The 13,959-nt window shown below is 47.6% G+C and carries 14 protein-coding genes and 1 pseudogene; 9 read left to right on the forward strand and 6 right to left on the reverse strand.

What is annotated here, in order from left to right:
- Positions 1-16 precede the first annotated feature (16 nt).
- A pseudogene (locus tag IQ257_RS01030) lies at positions 17-204 on the reverse strand (IS701 family transposase); the annotation flags it as partial.
- Positions 205-392: 188 nt separating this feature from the next.
- Positions 393-884: a hypothetical protein gene (locus IQ257_RS01035; protein ID WP_193878401.1), complete on the reverse strand. Its 492-nt coding sequence runs from the start codon at positions 882-884 to the stop codon at positions 393-395.
- A gap of 187 nt (positions 885-1,071) precedes the next feature.
- Between IQ257_RS01035 and IQ257_RS01040 the strand changes: the two genes are divergently transcribed.
- Together IQ257_RS01040 and IQ257_RS01045 are read left to right on the forward strand one after the other, a co-directional pair.
- Entirely contained in the window at positions 1,072-2,157 is a 1,086-nt protein-coding gene (locus IQ257_RS01040; RefSeq protein WP_193878400.1) for an NACHT domain-containing protein, read from the forward strand.
- Complete coding sequence (locus IQ257_RS01045) at positions 2,158-2,304, forward strand: hypothetical protein (protein ID WP_193878399.1); 147 nt, start codon at positions 2,158-2,160, stop codon at positions 2,302-2,304.
- Positions 2,305-2,367: 63 nt separating this feature from the next.
- On the opposite strand, the gene IQ257_RS01050 is transcribed toward IQ257_RS01045, so the two are convergent.
- The 3 genes from IQ257_RS01050 to IQ257_RS01060 form a co-directional block, all read right to left on the reverse strand.
- On the reverse strand, positions 2,368-4,500 hold the full coding sequence (locus IQ257_RS01050; protein WP_193878398.1) for a PAS domain S-box protein: 2,133 nt from the start codon (positions 4,498-4,500) through the stop codon (positions 2,368-2,370).
- Positions 4,501-5,152: 652 nt separating this feature from the next.
- Entirely contained in the window at positions 5,153-6,019 is an 867-nt protein-coding gene (gene ylqF / locus IQ257_RS01055; RefSeq protein WP_193878397.1) for a ribosome biogenesis GTPase YlqF, read from the reverse strand.
- Positions 6,019-6,432, reverse strand: coding sequence for a universal stress protein (locus IQ257_RS01060; RefSeq protein WP_193878395.1), 414 nt, complete (start codon positions 6,430-6,432; stop codon positions 6,019-6,021). The genes ylqF and IQ257_RS01060 overlap by 1 nt, the downstream gene beginning before the upstream one ends.
- Before the next feature lie 190 nt (positions 6,433-6,622).
- On the opposite strand from IQ257_RS01060, the gene IQ257_RS01065 reads away from it, so the two are divergent.
- Together IQ257_RS01065 and IQ257_RS29685 are read left to right on the forward strand one after the other, a co-directional pair.
- Positions 6,623-7,828, forward strand: coding sequence for a phosphoglycerate kinase (locus IQ257_RS01065; protein WP_193878393.1), 1,206 nt, complete (start codon positions 6,623-6,625; stop codon positions 7,826-7,828).
- An 18-nt stretch (positions 7,829-7,846) separates the two neighbouring features.
- Positions 7,847-8,110, forward strand: a complete 264-nt coding sequence (locus tag IQ257_RS29685; protein WP_193878391.1) for a hypothetical protein — start codon at positions 7,847-7,849, stop codon at positions 8,108-8,110.
- Between the two features lie 27 nt (positions 8,111-8,137).
- On the opposite strand, the gene IQ257_RS01070 is transcribed toward IQ257_RS29685, so the two are convergent.
- Positions 8,138-8,773 carry a CatB-related O-acetyltransferase gene (locus IQ257_RS01070; RefSeq protein WP_193878389.1) on the reverse strand — a complete coding sequence of 212 codons (636 nt, stop codon included), beginning with the start codon at positions 8,771-8,773 and terminating at the stop codon, positions 8,138-8,140.
- A gap of 206 nt (positions 8,774-8,979) precedes the next feature.
- Here IQ257_RS01070 and IQ257_RS01075 point away from each other — a divergent pair, with 206 nt between their 5' ends.
- The 5 genes from IQ257_RS01075 (at position 8,980) to IQ257_RS01095 (ending at position 13,882) form a co-directional block, all read left to right on the forward strand.
- Positions 8,980-9,441 (forward strand): GNAT family N-acetyltransferase, encoded by a 462-nt coding sequence (locus tag IQ257_RS01075; protein ID WP_193878387.1) that lies wholly within the window; start codon positions 8,980-8,982, stop codon positions 9,439-9,441.
- A 150-nt stretch (positions 9,442-9,591) separates the two neighbouring features.
- Positions 9,592-10,104, forward strand: a complete 513-nt coding sequence (locus tag IQ257_RS01080) for a gluconokinase (protein ID WP_228060316.1) — start codon at positions 9,592-9,594, stop codon at positions 10,102-10,104.
- Positions 10,105-10,279: 175 nt separating this feature from the next.
- Positions 10,280-12,748 carry a tetratricopeptide repeat protein gene (locus tag IQ257_RS01085; RefSeq protein WP_193878385.1) on the forward strand — a complete coding sequence of 823 codons (2,469 nt, stop codon included), beginning with the start codon at positions 10,280-10,282 and terminating at the stop codon, positions 12,746-12,748.
- An 18-nt stretch (positions 12,749-12,766) separates the two neighbouring features.
- Entirely contained in the window at positions 12,767-13,063 is a 297-nt protein-coding gene (locus tag IQ257_RS01090) for a J domain-containing protein (protein WP_193878383.1), read from the forward strand.
- Between the two features lie 57 nt (positions 13,064-13,120).
- The gene (locus IQ257_RS01095; RefSeq protein ID WP_193878382.1) at positions 13,121-13,882 is read left to right on the forward strand and encodes a nucleotide exchange factor GrpE; all 762 of its coding nucleotides are present in this window, start codon (positions 13,121-13,123) and stop codon (positions 13,880-13,882) included.
- Positions 13,883-13,959: the final 77 nt, after the last annotated feature.

Genomic DNA, 13,959 nt, shown 5'->3' on the forward strand with positions numbered 1-13,959 from the left:
GGGACATAAACAAATATCAAGCCCCAGCAAAGCCCACACTCGCTTTATACGTGGTAAATACGCCCCTATTCTCATTGAGTCCAGCGATAAAACGGCTTGACATTGCTGAACGAAATGCCTCTAAAGCGTCAGAAAAGTATTCAAAGGTTTCGACGCCCACCTTTGTCTCAATTCTCTCGTTAAGGTGTGCCATAAAATAAATGTATTGCTTATACAATAATCAATCTAGCTAGCTTTTTCAACGGTTGATGCATTCATTATAGAGAAATTTTTCTTGTGGTGTAGTGGGGGGTGTTAGCGTAGCGTAATGCAGCATTACTCCTTTGGCGACATCTCCGAGTCCGGTTTCGCAGGAGTAATGAGTAGCTCGGAAAAATCAATGTACTTCACTTCTAATTGGGTAATGGAATCACAGACAGCAGTAACAGAAATCCAATTTCCAATACATAACTAATAAATACAGTCGGATTCAATAATCCATCCCACAGGTAGCCTTGGCGTTTGGGGGTGAGACGGCGCTTGAAGGTACGATGCCACTCGAAAAAGATAGCAGGGCTCCGCAGGTTAAATTCTAGGGTTAATAGTTTTTCAATTTGATGGGCACGGGGATAGAAGCCGCGCTGAAAGTGTTTCCATTGGCTTTCGAGTATCCAGAAGAATAGGGGAATGGCGCAACCAATCAGGGCGATCGCATTTTCTTTTTCTTTGAGGATGAGGTTAATAACTAGACCCGTTCCCGTAATGCCTAGGGCTTTAATTACCCAAATTTGTTTATTGTAGTCTTCTATTGTGGTTTGGAGAAAGAAGTATTCTTGTTTGAGTAGTTCTTGCTCGAAGTCAGTTTTTGATGGGGGTTGGGAGTTATCGGGGGATGGGTTGGACATGGGAAAGTACGGGGGTTACTGAGACTAAGATAGATCGGAGCATGACGCGATCGCACAGCAGAGGGCGGCGTCTGGAGTGCATCACGCAGACTTGATATGAGAGGTTCTGCTCCTCGTGGGCAATGGTAATGGTGCGTTACGCTACGGGTAGCAGTACAGCAAGAACATCCCTATTCTCAATCTGAATATGGTTGATTGGCATCAATATTTAGAATCTATCTGCACGACTTACGCCAAATGGTGGCGGGTTTACACGATTACCGATGTGGTAGGGCAAAAGCGGGAGAAGCGGGAGGAGACGCCTCTGCTATTTGATGTTGGATTAACGGTGCAGACGGTGGAACGGGAGAGGGAGGAGAAGGTTGAACCGTTGACGGTGCTGGAGGGGTTGCGGAAGTATGCCGCAGATCATCTGTTGTTGGTGGGGCGTCCGGGTTCGGGGAAATCGACGGCGTTGGTACGGTTGGTATTGGAGGAGGCGGAAGCTGCCCTCACCCCCCTACCCCCCTCTCCCAAAGGCGAGGGGGGAGAAAAGCTGTCTAATTCTCGTGCTTGTCTGTCGTTCTCCCCCAAAATGGGCAAGGAGGGGGAAATTAATTCTGATTCTCTTACTCTTGCTCCCCTCTCCTGTGGGAGAGGGGCTGGGGGTGAGGGCAAAATCCCCGTTCTCGTAGAACTCCGCTACTACCGCACCTCAGTACTGGACTTAATCCAAGACTTCCTACAACGGCATGACCCCACTTTAACGGTAGATGCCGTAACGCTCAAAACTTGGCTGCGGCAGGGGCAATTGCTGCTACTGGTAGATGGAGTCAATGAATTACCCTCAGAAGAGGCGCGGCGGGAGTTGCAGAAATTTCGGCAGAATTACCAGAAGACGACGCCGATGATTTTCACGACGCGGGATTTGGGGGTGGGGGGTGACTTGGGTATTGCCAAGAAGCTGGAAATGCAACCCCTGAGTGAAGCGCAGATGCAGCAGTTTGTCCGCGCCTATCTGCCAGAACAAGGGGAGCAGATGTTGGGGCAGTTGGGCAGTCGGTTGCAGAAGTTTGGGCAAACACCTCTGCTGTTGATGATGCTGTGTTCGGTGTTTGCGGACAACAGGAACAGAGTACCGTCGAATCTGGGTTCGGTGTTTCGGAAGTTTACCCAGATTTATACCAATAAGCTCAAACAAGATATCCCCATTTCTAGGGAGTCGCGCCGTTGGTGGCAGCGACTGTTGGAACAGTTAGCCTGGGTGATGACTTGTGGGGAAGCGAAGACATAATTGCAAGTTGCCATTCCTAGGCAGAAAGCGGAAGCGGTGCTGACGGAATTTTTAGCAGGTAAGGTGGCTCATCCAGACAATTGTGCTCTCTGTTGGCTTCAGGGTGCAGGGAAAACACCCTTGGATTATTATGCGATCGCAATATGACCGTTATTCATTTTCTGAGACTCGGTTAAGTTTGCGATCGCTCAATTCACCCATTCCTCCCGTTCAAAGGAGTCCCTCTTCCACCGACTTGCGCTCTGTGATGTCGATACTCGCTCCTATGAGGCGAGACGCTTTACCCTTAGCATCTCCGACAGCAGTGCCACGGGAGAGAAACCAGCGAGTAGTTCCATCCTTTTGCAGCATCCGATGTTCGATTTGGTAATGGGTAGTCAGTCCTCGCAAATGGGCGTTAATTCCATTGTTCACCGATTCACGATCATCTGGGTGGATGAGCTCTAGCCAAACGTCTTTCGTTGTGTTGGTAAGCTCCTCATCCTTGTAACCCAGCATCGCTTTCAAGTTAGAAGCGAGATAGATCTCATGGGTTTCGAGGTTCCAATCCCAGATTCCGACTCTGCCCGCATTAACTGCCAACCCACACCGTTCCTCTCCGACACGGAGTTCGGCTTCGATTTGCTGGTATTTAGCAATCTCCCCTTGCAGCAACTCGTTGGCTTGGGAAAGTTGAGTTGTGCGTTCTAGTTCTTGTTTTGCCAATGCTGTTTCTGACTGCTTGCGCTCCGTGATATCACGCTCAATCGCCATCCAGTGAGTGTAACAGCCTTTCTCATCGACAACTGGCACAATATTGAGTTCAACCCAAAACTCAGACCCATCTTTGCGATAGTTAATTAACTCAGCCCGCACTGGCTCCCACCGCGATAGGGTATCCCGAATGATATCAGCTTGGGCACGGTCTGTTTTCGGACCTTGTAAAAAGCGCGGCGTTTTGCCAATCACTTCTTCTGGGGTGTAACCCGTCATCCGAGTGAAGCCTTGGTTGACATAAACAATCCGGGGACCCGGCTTATCGATGGGTTCAGCTTCGGTAATCACGATCGCATCATTGGCATTGAACACGGCTGACTCAAGCAAACGCAACCGTTCTTCGGCTTGTTTGCGTTTGGTAATGTCGCGCACGAAGCTCAAAGAAACCAAGCGATCGCGGTACTCAATGACCCGAGAGCTAATTTCTACCTCTACCTGACCGCCATCTTTACGCCGCAGGGCATGCTCAAAGATGATACTACCCGTTGCCTGCATCTGATGACCAATCTTCCGTTGCCGCTCTTCACTGATGGGTACATCAATATCTTTGGTTTTCAAATTGAGGAGTTCTTTGCGAGTATACCCCAATCGTCTGGAAGCATTCTGGTTGGCATCCAAAACGCGACTCGTGGATAAATCGATGATAAAGATCGAATCGTTGGCGTACTCAAAGAGGTGGCGGTAATTCGCTTCTGATTCTCGCAGCGATTCTTCTACCCGCTTGCGTTCGGTAATGTCTCTAGCCGTGCAGATAACTGCTTCCACGCTACTACCCGTACCGAGAATCGGACTCAGAATGTACTCATAGTGCCGTACTCCATTCAGACTTGGGTAGCTGATTTCATCGGTTAAGGGTCGTCGGGTGGCAAATACCACTTCCCGTTGGTTGTCAAACAATTCTACGCCTTCCGGTGGCAAGTTGAGTTCTTGCACCGTCTTGCCCAAAATTTCAGCTTGCGCTAAACCAAATAATTGAGCGATCGCTAGATTGACGTAAGTAAATCTTCCCATCCGATCAATTACGCAGATTGGGTCGGGGGATGCTGAGAGTACTTGGTCAAATATTCTCGCCTGTTGCTGAATCCTAGCTGCCAGTTCCCGCAGTTCCGATTCATCCTCCGGCTTATCAGGGTTGAAGTTGCTGCCTAAGTCTAGCTTGGCAGCTCCGTTAGACACTCCCCCTCCGTCACTCAAACCTAAAGTCTGATTCCAGTACGCTGCCCCAGGCACCAACGAGTTGGCAATCGGTACAGAGGCATCAGCCGAAGCGATCGCGGTTCCTGATGCCAGCCCTACCTGCTCTAGCCCCGGACTTGCCTGAGCGCTCCGGTTTTCGATCAGGGTTCTTGAAGAGTTGACTTGAGAAAGCTGTTGTTTTAGCTGCTTATATTTTTTTTCTAACTCATTGAGCTGTTCTTGAAGTTCTTCAACGGTAGTCGGGCGGGGTTCACTCAGAGGGAACCCAAAGGATTGTTTCAGGGCTTCAACAACTACTGCTGTTCGATCTCGACCTGTCGCTTCAGCCCGAGAACGGATCTCCTGATTCAGTTGCTCTGGAAGTCTAAAAGTCGCTATTTTGCTGACCATTTTTGAGTCTATTTAAACTGTCTAGTTTACCCTTACCTTTTCCACAATACTGGCTCCCTAATCAAGAAACTTTACCGTTAGCCAGTTGCAGAAGCATTGGGTCAAACTCTTAGGGCTACCAAAACCAATTTTTATAAGTCGTAGGGCTAACAGGGTTCGTTCATTGTTTCAACTATAACTGTTTTCAGTATTAGTGATATTACGGCTATTACACTCGATGCCTGATCAGAATCTATCCTTACCCCTCCGAGCCATGTTCTTCTTGCAACTACAGATAGGCAGAACGGGGCGGTTGTAAAAAAACAGGACTTACGCAATTTTTACTACCGACATCCTACCGCCAGAGTGTAAGGGGATAATCATTAACACTCCTGTAGAGTTCGTGCGTAAGTCCTGAGAACTTGTTTCGGTGCTCTTCTCTCATTGTCTTTCCTCCTACTACACTGTTACCTCAGCAATATGTCTCGAATCTTTACGCAAATTGGCTGACTTCTCTCATATAGGGATGGCTTGATAGTAACAAGCGAAGACGAAAAACGCCCACCAGGGCGCTTAATAGGGTGCATCTACTAAATTTCAGTGTAACTGATAAGGGGTATCACCCCCCACCCCATGTAATAAAACAATACAATCTTACTCATCTTCCCCACTTTCAAGACGGCGGCAGTTCTAGAGCGATCGTTCCGAGCAACCCTTTACGAAAATCATTTAACAGTTGCCGTGCGGTGCGTTCTGTGTCACCTTGATAGCGAAAATCTGCTAAAGCGTGCAGATACTCTTCACCGGTGAATGGTGTGGGATCAAGCTCGTAGCGAGTCTTTAAGGGAGAGTTTGGCAAAAGACTTGACTTAGTGGAGTCTTCCAAATCCTTCAGCAATTCGACGAAGGCACCAGCAACTCGTTGGTTGTCGTAAGACGCCTCACCGATATCGTCACAAATTGCTAGTTTGAGGGCATTCTCCTGATTTTTTAACTGGGCAGGAATTACGCCTGGGGCATCAAGTAACTCGATTTGGTCAGAAATGCGTATCCACCGTAACTGCCGTGTCACTCCGGGGCGACGGGCACTTTCTACGACACGCCGCCCCAAGAGTCGGTTAATCAGAGCAGATTTGCCCACATTAGGGAACCCAACTACGACAGCACGAACTGGACGAGGCTGCATACCGCGATCGCGCCGACGTTCATTGACTTGCACCTCAGCAAGCTGTGCTGCCCGTGTTACCTCCCGAATACCTTGACCTTGTTGAGCATTGGTAAAGTAGGGGGTTTCCCCCTGATGTTGGAACCACGATTCCCACAGTTGCTTTGCCCTTGGTGCGATCGCATCCATGCGGTTAAGAACTAATACCCGGCTTTTACTCCCCGCCCACTGGGACATTTGGGGATGATGGGTAGCCAGAGGAATCCGGGCATCCCGCACATCTAGCACAACATCGACTCGTTTGAGCTGTTCTTTGAGTTCCCTTTCAGCTTTAGCTATATGACCGGGATACCACTGGATAGGGGGAGTTGTCATTAGGGAACGATTAAAACCGGACACGGAGACAGATTAATCACCCGATTCGTCACACTTTCAGATGCGCCTTCTTCGGTTAATCCCAGCCCCCGACAGCCCATAACAATTAAATTGACGTCAAGTTCATCAGCCACATCACAGATCGTGAAAGCAGGCATTCCCTCCCGAGAGAGAGTTTCGGCGTCGATACCTTGCTGACTAAATAAGGCTTTGGCACTTTGTAGCAGTTTTGCTACCGCCTCGGATGAGAGCATTGCATCGGGAGGTGGCGATTCGGCTTCTGGGTTGGGTTCTTCTAGCACCGACAGCAGGATTAAGCGGCTGCCGTATTTTTGCACGATATTGACAACCACTTCCGCCGCTTCGCGGGTTTCTCGAGTTTGGTCAACGGGAAATAAAACGGTCTTAAACATCGCACTTAATCTTGAGGGACACGGACTCCGGTAAAATGTGGACGGGCTTGAGAACGCATACTCGTTTGCCCTAGAGATTTAGTTGATCACTTTTCGAGTAAATCTACGGGGTAATTATCAAGCATACAACCACTGGCATGCCATCAGAACACTGAGCATTCAGATAGAGGCAATTTAGGAGAGTAGTACTGTGTCCAAAAAAACTGTAGCAAATTTACAAGAGTCTGATGTATCTGGAAAACGGGTATTGGTACGAGCGGATCTGAATGTACCGTTAGACGACAATGGCAACATCACTGATGATACTCGTATCCGTGCTGCTTTACCTACCGTTCAAGATTTAATTAGCAAGGGTGCCAAGGTAATTCTGTGCAGCCACTTGGGGCGTCCGAAAGGACAAGTGAAAGATAGCTTGCGTCTGACGCCTGTAGCTCAACGTCTTTCTGAACTCCTGGGGCAGCAAGTTGTCAAGTGCGATGACTGCATTGGTGATGAAGTGGCTGCCAAAATTAATGGCATGAATAATGGTCAAGTGGCGCTGCTGGAAAATCTCCGCTTCCACGCTGGTGAAGAAAAGAATGATCCAGAGTTTACCAAACAGTTGGCGGCATTGGCAGATGTCTATGTCAATGATGCCTTCGGCACAGCCCACCGCGCCCATGCTTCTACTGAGGGTGTCACCCACTACCTGAGTCCTTCTGTTGCCGGATACTTGATTGAAAAAGAACTTCAGTATCTCAAAGGGGCGATCGAAAATCCTCAAAAGCCCTTGGCAGCAATTATCGGGGGGTCTAAGGTTTCCAGTAAGATTGGTGTGATCGAAACCCTATTGGATAAGGTTGATAAGCTGCTCATTGGCGGCGGCATGATTTTTACCTTCTACAAAGCCCGTGGCTTGAATGTGGGTAAGTCACTGGTGGAAGAGGATAAGCTGGAACTGGCAAAATCTTTGGAAGCTAAGGCAAAGGAAAAAGGCGTTGATTTGCTCCTGCCTACCGATGTCGTGATTGCTGATAATTTTGCGGCTGACGCGAATTCTCAAACCGTCAATGTTGAGTCTATCCCCGATGGCTGGATGGGCTTGGATATCGGACCCGATGCGGTGAAGGTGTTCCAAGATGCTCTGTCAGATTGCAAGACGGTGATTTGGAACGGACCGATGGGCGTGTTTGAATTTGATAAGTTTGCCAAAGGGACGGAGGCGATTGCTCATACCCTAGCGGATTTGACGAAGAAAGAGGCAACCACGATTATTGGTGGTGGTGACTCGGTAGCAGCGGTGGAAAAGGTTGGCGTGGCTGACCAAATGAGCCACATTTCTACAGGTGGCGGTGCTAGTTTAGAGTTGCTAGAGGGTAAAGAATTACCCGGTATTATGGCTCTTGATGAGGCTTAAGGGTTTAATGACTTCTGTTTGAGAAATGTTGTAGACGTTGAATGTCTCGACTATCCCGCCCTAGACTTTATTACTGGGGCGGGTTATTTCATGGCAAGATTTCCCTACTCAAAGCCCAAACTGAGCTTTGATGCCCGCTATGAACGTCTCATCATCTTCCGCCTTGCGGTTAGCAACCAATTCCTTAGATCCTTTCACTTCCGGAAACATCTGTTTATAACCTTCACAACATTCATCGATCGCAAAAACGGTGAACCTGTAGATCCCATGTTGTCTTTTTGACAGAATAATGGCTATAATTCAAGCCAATTATTGGTCTTCAGTATCGCGTAAAGCCTCGATACTTGAACCACAAATTGCTTTTATATTTTGAGTAATTTTCTCAATCTCCCAGTTCCACCACTGAGTTTTTAGAAGTTCTTGAATAACTGTGTCTTCAAAACGCTTCCGAATTTCTTGAGCTGGATTTCCGCCAACAATCGAGTAAGGTTCTACGTGGCGAGTAACAACAGATGCTGTAGCGATAATTGCCCCATCACCAATGTGAACACCGGGCATAATCGTTGCACCATAACCAATCCAGACATCATTGCCAATGACGGTATCTCCTTTATTAAGCCAAGTATCAGGCATAGCGATTTCCCATCCCTTGCCAAAGATAGGAAATGGGTAATTGGTAAGCCAATCCGTGCGATGATTCCCGCCATTCATGATGAACTTTACATCTGAGGCAATGGAGCAAAACTTACCAATAATAAGCTTATCTCCTATAAAATCGAAGTGATACAGAACGTTGCGTTCAAAATTTTCTGGATTCTCAAAATCATCGTAGTAGGTGTAGTCACCCACGATAATGTTGGGATTTTTGATGATATTATTTAAGAAGACTAACCGTTTTTGGTCAGCCAACGGATATTTCGTGTGGGGGGAGGGGCCATAAGTCATGGTGTTATATCTGAAGTGAATTGTAGCGGTTTTCAGTTAATAACTCTGATTAAGGATTGGTTTAATAAAGCTAGAGTCAAGAAGTTTTCAAGAGTTGATATCAGTTATAATCAGCACCTTAAAAATGGTAATCACCGAAAATATATAGATTTTGCGATCCACGCATTTTTTCAACCCGTTTTGATTGGTACAAAATACAGCTCAACATGGACATTCAAATTGGTCAAGAATCGGATATTCCAGAACTAGCAAATCTTTATCAACAAACTGTGTTGGCGATCGCACCTCAATGGTATTCTCCAGCTCAAACTCAAAGGTGGGCATCTTTCCCATCGGATATTGCTAGTTTTCGCCAATTTATCTTGCAAGGGACTACATTTATTGCCACCGATGAAATGGAAATTTTAGGTTTTGCAGGAATTACCGAAGATGGTCATGTAACCTCAGCTTATGTACGGAGCGATCGCATCCATCAAGGAATTGGTTCTACTCTGATGGAAACTCTCTTGGATTATGCTAAAAATCATAACATTCAGCGCTTATATGCAGAAGCGAGTGAATTTAGCTTAGGTTTGTTTAAAAAATTTAGCTTTCACATCTACGACACTGAGGTTGTGGAGCGTCAGGGAGTGCAGTTTAAGCGCTATTTGGTTGAGCGAAGTTTGTGATCGGCACGTTATCCTGATTACAGCTATAGCAATCCTATTTGAGTTGTGACAGGTGAGAAGCTTGAAACCCATGTATAGCAATAATCACCGTTTTGAAAATTGCCACAATCTATTTAGGAAACGCTATATTAGCCGCTAAGACCATCTGAAATGAACCACAAACCAGTAACTAGGATTGTAATTGTGATGGGAGTTGCCGGCTCTGGCAAGACTACTATAGGTCAAGCCTTAGCTCAAACTCTAGGATGGAACTTCAGTGATGCTGACGCCTTCCACTCTCAGGCAGCCAAAGAAAAGATGGCGCAAGGGCTACCCCTCAACGACGAAGACAGGAAGCCGTGGTTAGAAGCTATGCAATCTGCAATTGATCATTGGCTGATGATCGGTCAAAATACGGTTTTGGCTTGTTCTTCTCTCAAGCTGTGGTATCGTGACGTTTTGCGCTGTTCAGACCCGCGAGTCAAGCTGATTTATCTCCAAGGCAGCTTTTCTTTATTTTTTGAACGGCTAAAACATCGCCCGAACCACTATATGAAGGAAACTATGCTGCAAAGCCAGTTCGATACGCTGGAAGAACCAAGCTCATCTGAAGCGATTTACATTGACGCATCCCAACCCCCCCAAGCGATCGCTCAAAAGATTGTAAACCATCTCAACATCTAAACGAGAGAATTCCATCTACAGCGATCGCTTATATGGAGTCACAGCAAAGAAATAATTCCCTTAAACTAAATAAGAGAAACAGAGGCTCAAAGTGCCAGTCTCTGAAGCTGCGCCCTTGGCGGTCACCTATTCCATCGGCAATCTGGAGTTAACTATATCATTCAGGAGAACAGACGTGACTAAGCAGCAATCCAAACGTAAAAATCTGCCCAGTAATGCCGTGGGTGGGGGAGAGCTTGCCAAAAAAACGTTACCGCCCAAGGTGCAAAGCTTACTGGCACAGCAGAAATACCGTCAAGCTTTAGAAGAAATCAAAAAAATCAAACGGTCTTCGCCGGATCTCGAATTAGCACCTACTGAAGAAGCCAGTATTTGGTCATTGCGAGGACAGCAGGAATTTAAACAGGATAGAGTCAAAGCGGCGATGAGTTCCTTTCGCCAAGCTCTAGAATTAGGGCTGGACGGGGAAGCCCACTATTGGATTGCTAAATGTCTGTTGGCATTAAATCGCCTAGATGAAGCCTTAAAGTTGTTCGCCGATGCCTTTGAACACCAGCGCCTTCGGCAGGAGTACACAGGCTGTTACCTGAAACTATTATTGCTCAAAGGCGATACAGACACAATCGACCAGTTACTCAGCCAGAGCGCCCAACAGTTTTCCGCCGCCCAGAAACATTGGGCAAGGGGAGCGATCACTCTGCGAGTCGGTCAACCCGAGGTGGCTCTATCCCACTTTCAAAAGGTCAAGAGTCCAGTAACCCCCGATGATGTTCCTAGCGCTTGGATAGCATACACTCAACAAGTGCTATCCGATTGGCAAGCAGCAGCTATTACCCTGGAAACAAAGCGATCGCAAATCACCCATCCGGCAGTAAAACGATTGCGCGTCCTCCAGCACACCAAAACCGGACAATCCATTCAAAATATTTTCAATCAGCGCCCCCCTAACGGCACAGTTTACCAGGAAGCTATTCTCATTTCCGAAACCTTGCACCTCATCGATCAAGGAAATCTTCATGAGGCAGGTCATGCCTTTTTAGAACTTAACCGTCGTTCAACTCACTTTCCTCAACTCGCCACTCTCTACTGCCCACTCCTCACCCTAGCAGGTCAACAAGCTCTAGACGAGAGAGAATTAGATTGTGCAGAAACGTTCTGGCAGCCCCTGCTAGGCGAGCAACCGTTTAATTATCAACTGGCTGTCAACTTGTTACCCGTCCTCAATGAAAATGATTCCCACAAAGAACGTCAGCGCCTGTTAACCCGCCTTGCTAAGTGGCTGGAGTCCGAAGCCCAGCAAAACCCTCAAATGTGGCCCGATAGCCGACTGAAGCCCACACTCGCCAAAATTCACTGTCTACTTGCAGATAGCTGGATGGCATTGCGTCAGCCGCGCACCGCTGTGGGTGCTGTGCGCCAAGCAGAACGAATCGAGCCCGAATCAGCCGAAGTATTCGGTCGTCGCGGCTTGATTGCTTACTCTGACGACAACTATGAAGAAGCAACGGAACTGCTAACTCAGGCATTAGAAAAAGGGTGTCGGTATGAAGAAGTGTACGGTGCTCTTCTCAAGTGTTGGCAGGAATTGGAAGACCAGCAATCATTTAAGGAAACACGCCGCCGTTTTGGTAAACATTTTGGCGATGTGATGGTGGAGTCAGACGTTGAAATCGCCCCCTGGATCGAAGCGTTATCAACTCAGAGCTATCCATTCTTTATGCGTCTGATTGAAGAATATTCAGAAGACGAACCCGCCCTAGAAGCCTGTCAAATTTTTATTGACGCGACGGGAAATGAACTCACCTCTAGCGGTCGCGTTCCCTTCTCCCCAGAGTTAGCTAAACCCCAATGGTTAGCCCTACTCGCTCAACTTTCCCCCCTAGAGCAAATACCAGTTTTGCAGGCGATTATTGTCTCACTCCAACTCTTTGCCAAGCGTCAGAAAGGACTGTCTGCCTTAATCAACGAATACATTCAACAGCTATACTTACTGACCGACCGAGAACCTGCGGCAGCCGAAGCCCATTTGGTAATGCTAGCAGTCAAAGGCAGCAGTCCCAAGCAAATTCAGCCCCCCCTACGTCGCTACCTAGATGGGAAAACCCAACCGGGAACTGCTCTAGCAAACCTGCAACTACAAGTACACCACTTTAGCCAAAGCGATACTCTCGTCTCCTTTATTGATGAAGCCCTGGGAAAAGAACCCCAAAACCCCCATTTGCTCTTAGCGAAAGCCACCACTTACCCAACTGATAGTGAAAATTACGAAAACTTATACCGGCAAGGGTTTGAGTTAGCTCGCCGCCTCCAAGACGCCAAAGCTTTGCAAGCCTTTCGAGAAGAACAGGCGTTTCTCAAGATGCGCGAAGCTCAGGAGTTATTACCAAGTTTCGACAGGTTGGATAGCTTTGCTCCACCAGACATTGATGAATTCCTAGAAAACCTGATCCGGAAAATGATGGGTGGAACAATACCCCCCGACGAACTCAGGCGGCTAATGCCCCAGTTAAAGCAAAAACTACTGGAGGATATGCCCGACTTCGATGACGATGACGATGACTTTGATCCAGAACCTATTCGTTTTGCCTTCCCCTTTGACCTCCCAAGCTCTGGATCTAAAAAATCAAAACGCAAACGCCGATAAAAATCCCCATTCCCTAAAATGAATTCCCCTTACGAACAACTCGGCATTTCCCCCTCTGCCCCACCCGCTCAAATCAAAGCCGCCTATCATGCCAAACTGCGAGAATTTCCCGCCCACACTCATCCCCAAGAATTTAAGGCAATTCGTGCTGCCTATGAAGCCTTGAGTCAGGGAAATACAACTCAATTGGAGGATTTTCTCACACCACGCCCAGTTCATGCCAGTTTAGACCCAGACGCGATCGCCCAATTGCGACAGCGGGTACACCAGCACCTAGAACTCAGTTTGGAGGATTTAATTCGTCTAACGTTCTAAATGGTTAAGTTCCCCTACCAGGGGACGTACTATAATTAAACTTTTTGATGAGATTTTATGGAGCAGAAGGAAGAACTATTTGAACGCTTCCTTGCCTGTTTGCAAGCCACGGAAACAGCCCCCCCCTATTTAGGCGAGGAACCCGAAGAACCAATTCCCCCGTTTGACCCCTATCAAATGGTGGGAGAATGGATTGCGCTACGCCAGGAACTCAAGCAACAGGGCAAGCTCCTCAAGTCGGCTCAAGCTACTTTGCAAAAAGCCCTTGATGCTGCCCAAACCGATAAAGAACAACTCCAAACCCAGCTAGCAGAAAGCCAGCAGCGAGAAGCCGCCCGTTGGGAAAAGGAACACGACAAGTGGTTGCGAGACTTATTGGGAATAGTGGATGCCTTAGAACAGGCTTGTGAGTATTGCCAAAAAACAGAGGCAGAAGCCTTGCCGATGCCGTCCCCACCTCGGACTCTGGGTCAAAATCTCGACCGTTGGCTTGTTAAAGTCGGCTGGCAATCTCAGACAGAACCCCAGGAACACGATACGAAGGCAATATCCAATATTGGAGAAATCTTGAGTTCTCAACGAGAGGGGATAGAAGTCATTCGGCGGATGATGCTCGATCTATTACGCCAGCACCAGGTAGTACCCATGGAAGCAATTGGACAGCCCTTTGACCCAGCACTGATGTGTGCTGTATCTCGCATTGAAAGTGATGAAGCTATCTCTAACACAGTGGCACAGGAGGTAGTGCGCGGTTATCTCTGGAAAGGGCGAATCTTGAGAGAGGCTCAAGTCATCGTGTTTCAATCCCCAAAGCAATAAGAACATAAGGGGATAGGACGAGAATTATCGAAAACCCCTACTCCCCACTCCTCACTCCCTATTTTCAAAAAAAGCAA

This window comes from Coleofasciculus sp. LEGE 07092 (assembly GCF_015207375.1).
GTDB lineage: Bacteria > Cyanobacteriota > Cyanobacteriia > Cyanobacteriales > Coleofasciculaceae > LEGE-07092.

What these genes read in the sequence shown, in the direction of transcription:
- IQ257_RS01035 (WP_193878401.1), bottom strand. Translation starts at nt 884, where the DNA reads ATGTCCAACCCATCCCCCGATAACTCCCAACCCCCATCAAAAACTGAC.
- IQ257_RS01040 (WP_193878400.1), top strand. Translation starts at nt 1,072, where the DNA reads ATGGTTGATTGGCATCAATATTTAGAATCTATCTGCACGACTTACGCC.
- IQ257_RS01050 (WP_193878398.1), bottom strand. Translation starts at nt 4,500, where the DNA reads ATGGTCAGCAAAATAGCGACTTTTAGACTTCCAGAGCAACTGAATCAG.
- ylqF (WP_193878397.1), bottom strand. Translation starts at nt 6,019, where the DNA reads ATGACAACTCCCCCTATCCAGTGGTATCCCGGTCATATAGCTAAAGCT.
- IQ257_RS01060 (WP_193878395.1), bottom strand. Translation starts at nt 6,432, where the DNA reads ATGTTTAAGACCGTTTTATTTCCCGTTGACCAAACTCGAGAAACCCGC.
- IQ257_RS01070 (WP_193878389.1), bottom strand. Translation starts at nt 8,773, where the DNA reads ATGACTTATGGCCCCTCCCCCCACACGAAATATCCGTTGGCTGACCAA.
- IQ257_RS01075 (WP_193878387.1), top strand. Translation starts at nt 8,980, where the DNA reads ATGGACATTCAAATTGGTCAAGAATCGGATATTCCAGAACTAGCAAAT.
- IQ257_RS01080 (WP_228060316.1), top strand. Translation starts at nt 9,592, where the DNA reads ATGAACCACAAACCAGTAACTAGGATTGTAATTGTGATGGGAGTTGCC.
- IQ257_RS01090 (WP_193878383.1), top strand. Translation starts at nt 12,767, where the DNA reads ATGAATTCCCCTTACGAACAACTCGGCATTTCCCCCTCTGCCCCACCC.
- IQ257_RS01095 (WP_193878382.1), top strand. Translation starts at nt 13,121, where the DNA reads ATGGAGCAGAAGGAAGAACTATTTGAACGCTTCCTTGCCTGTTTGCAA.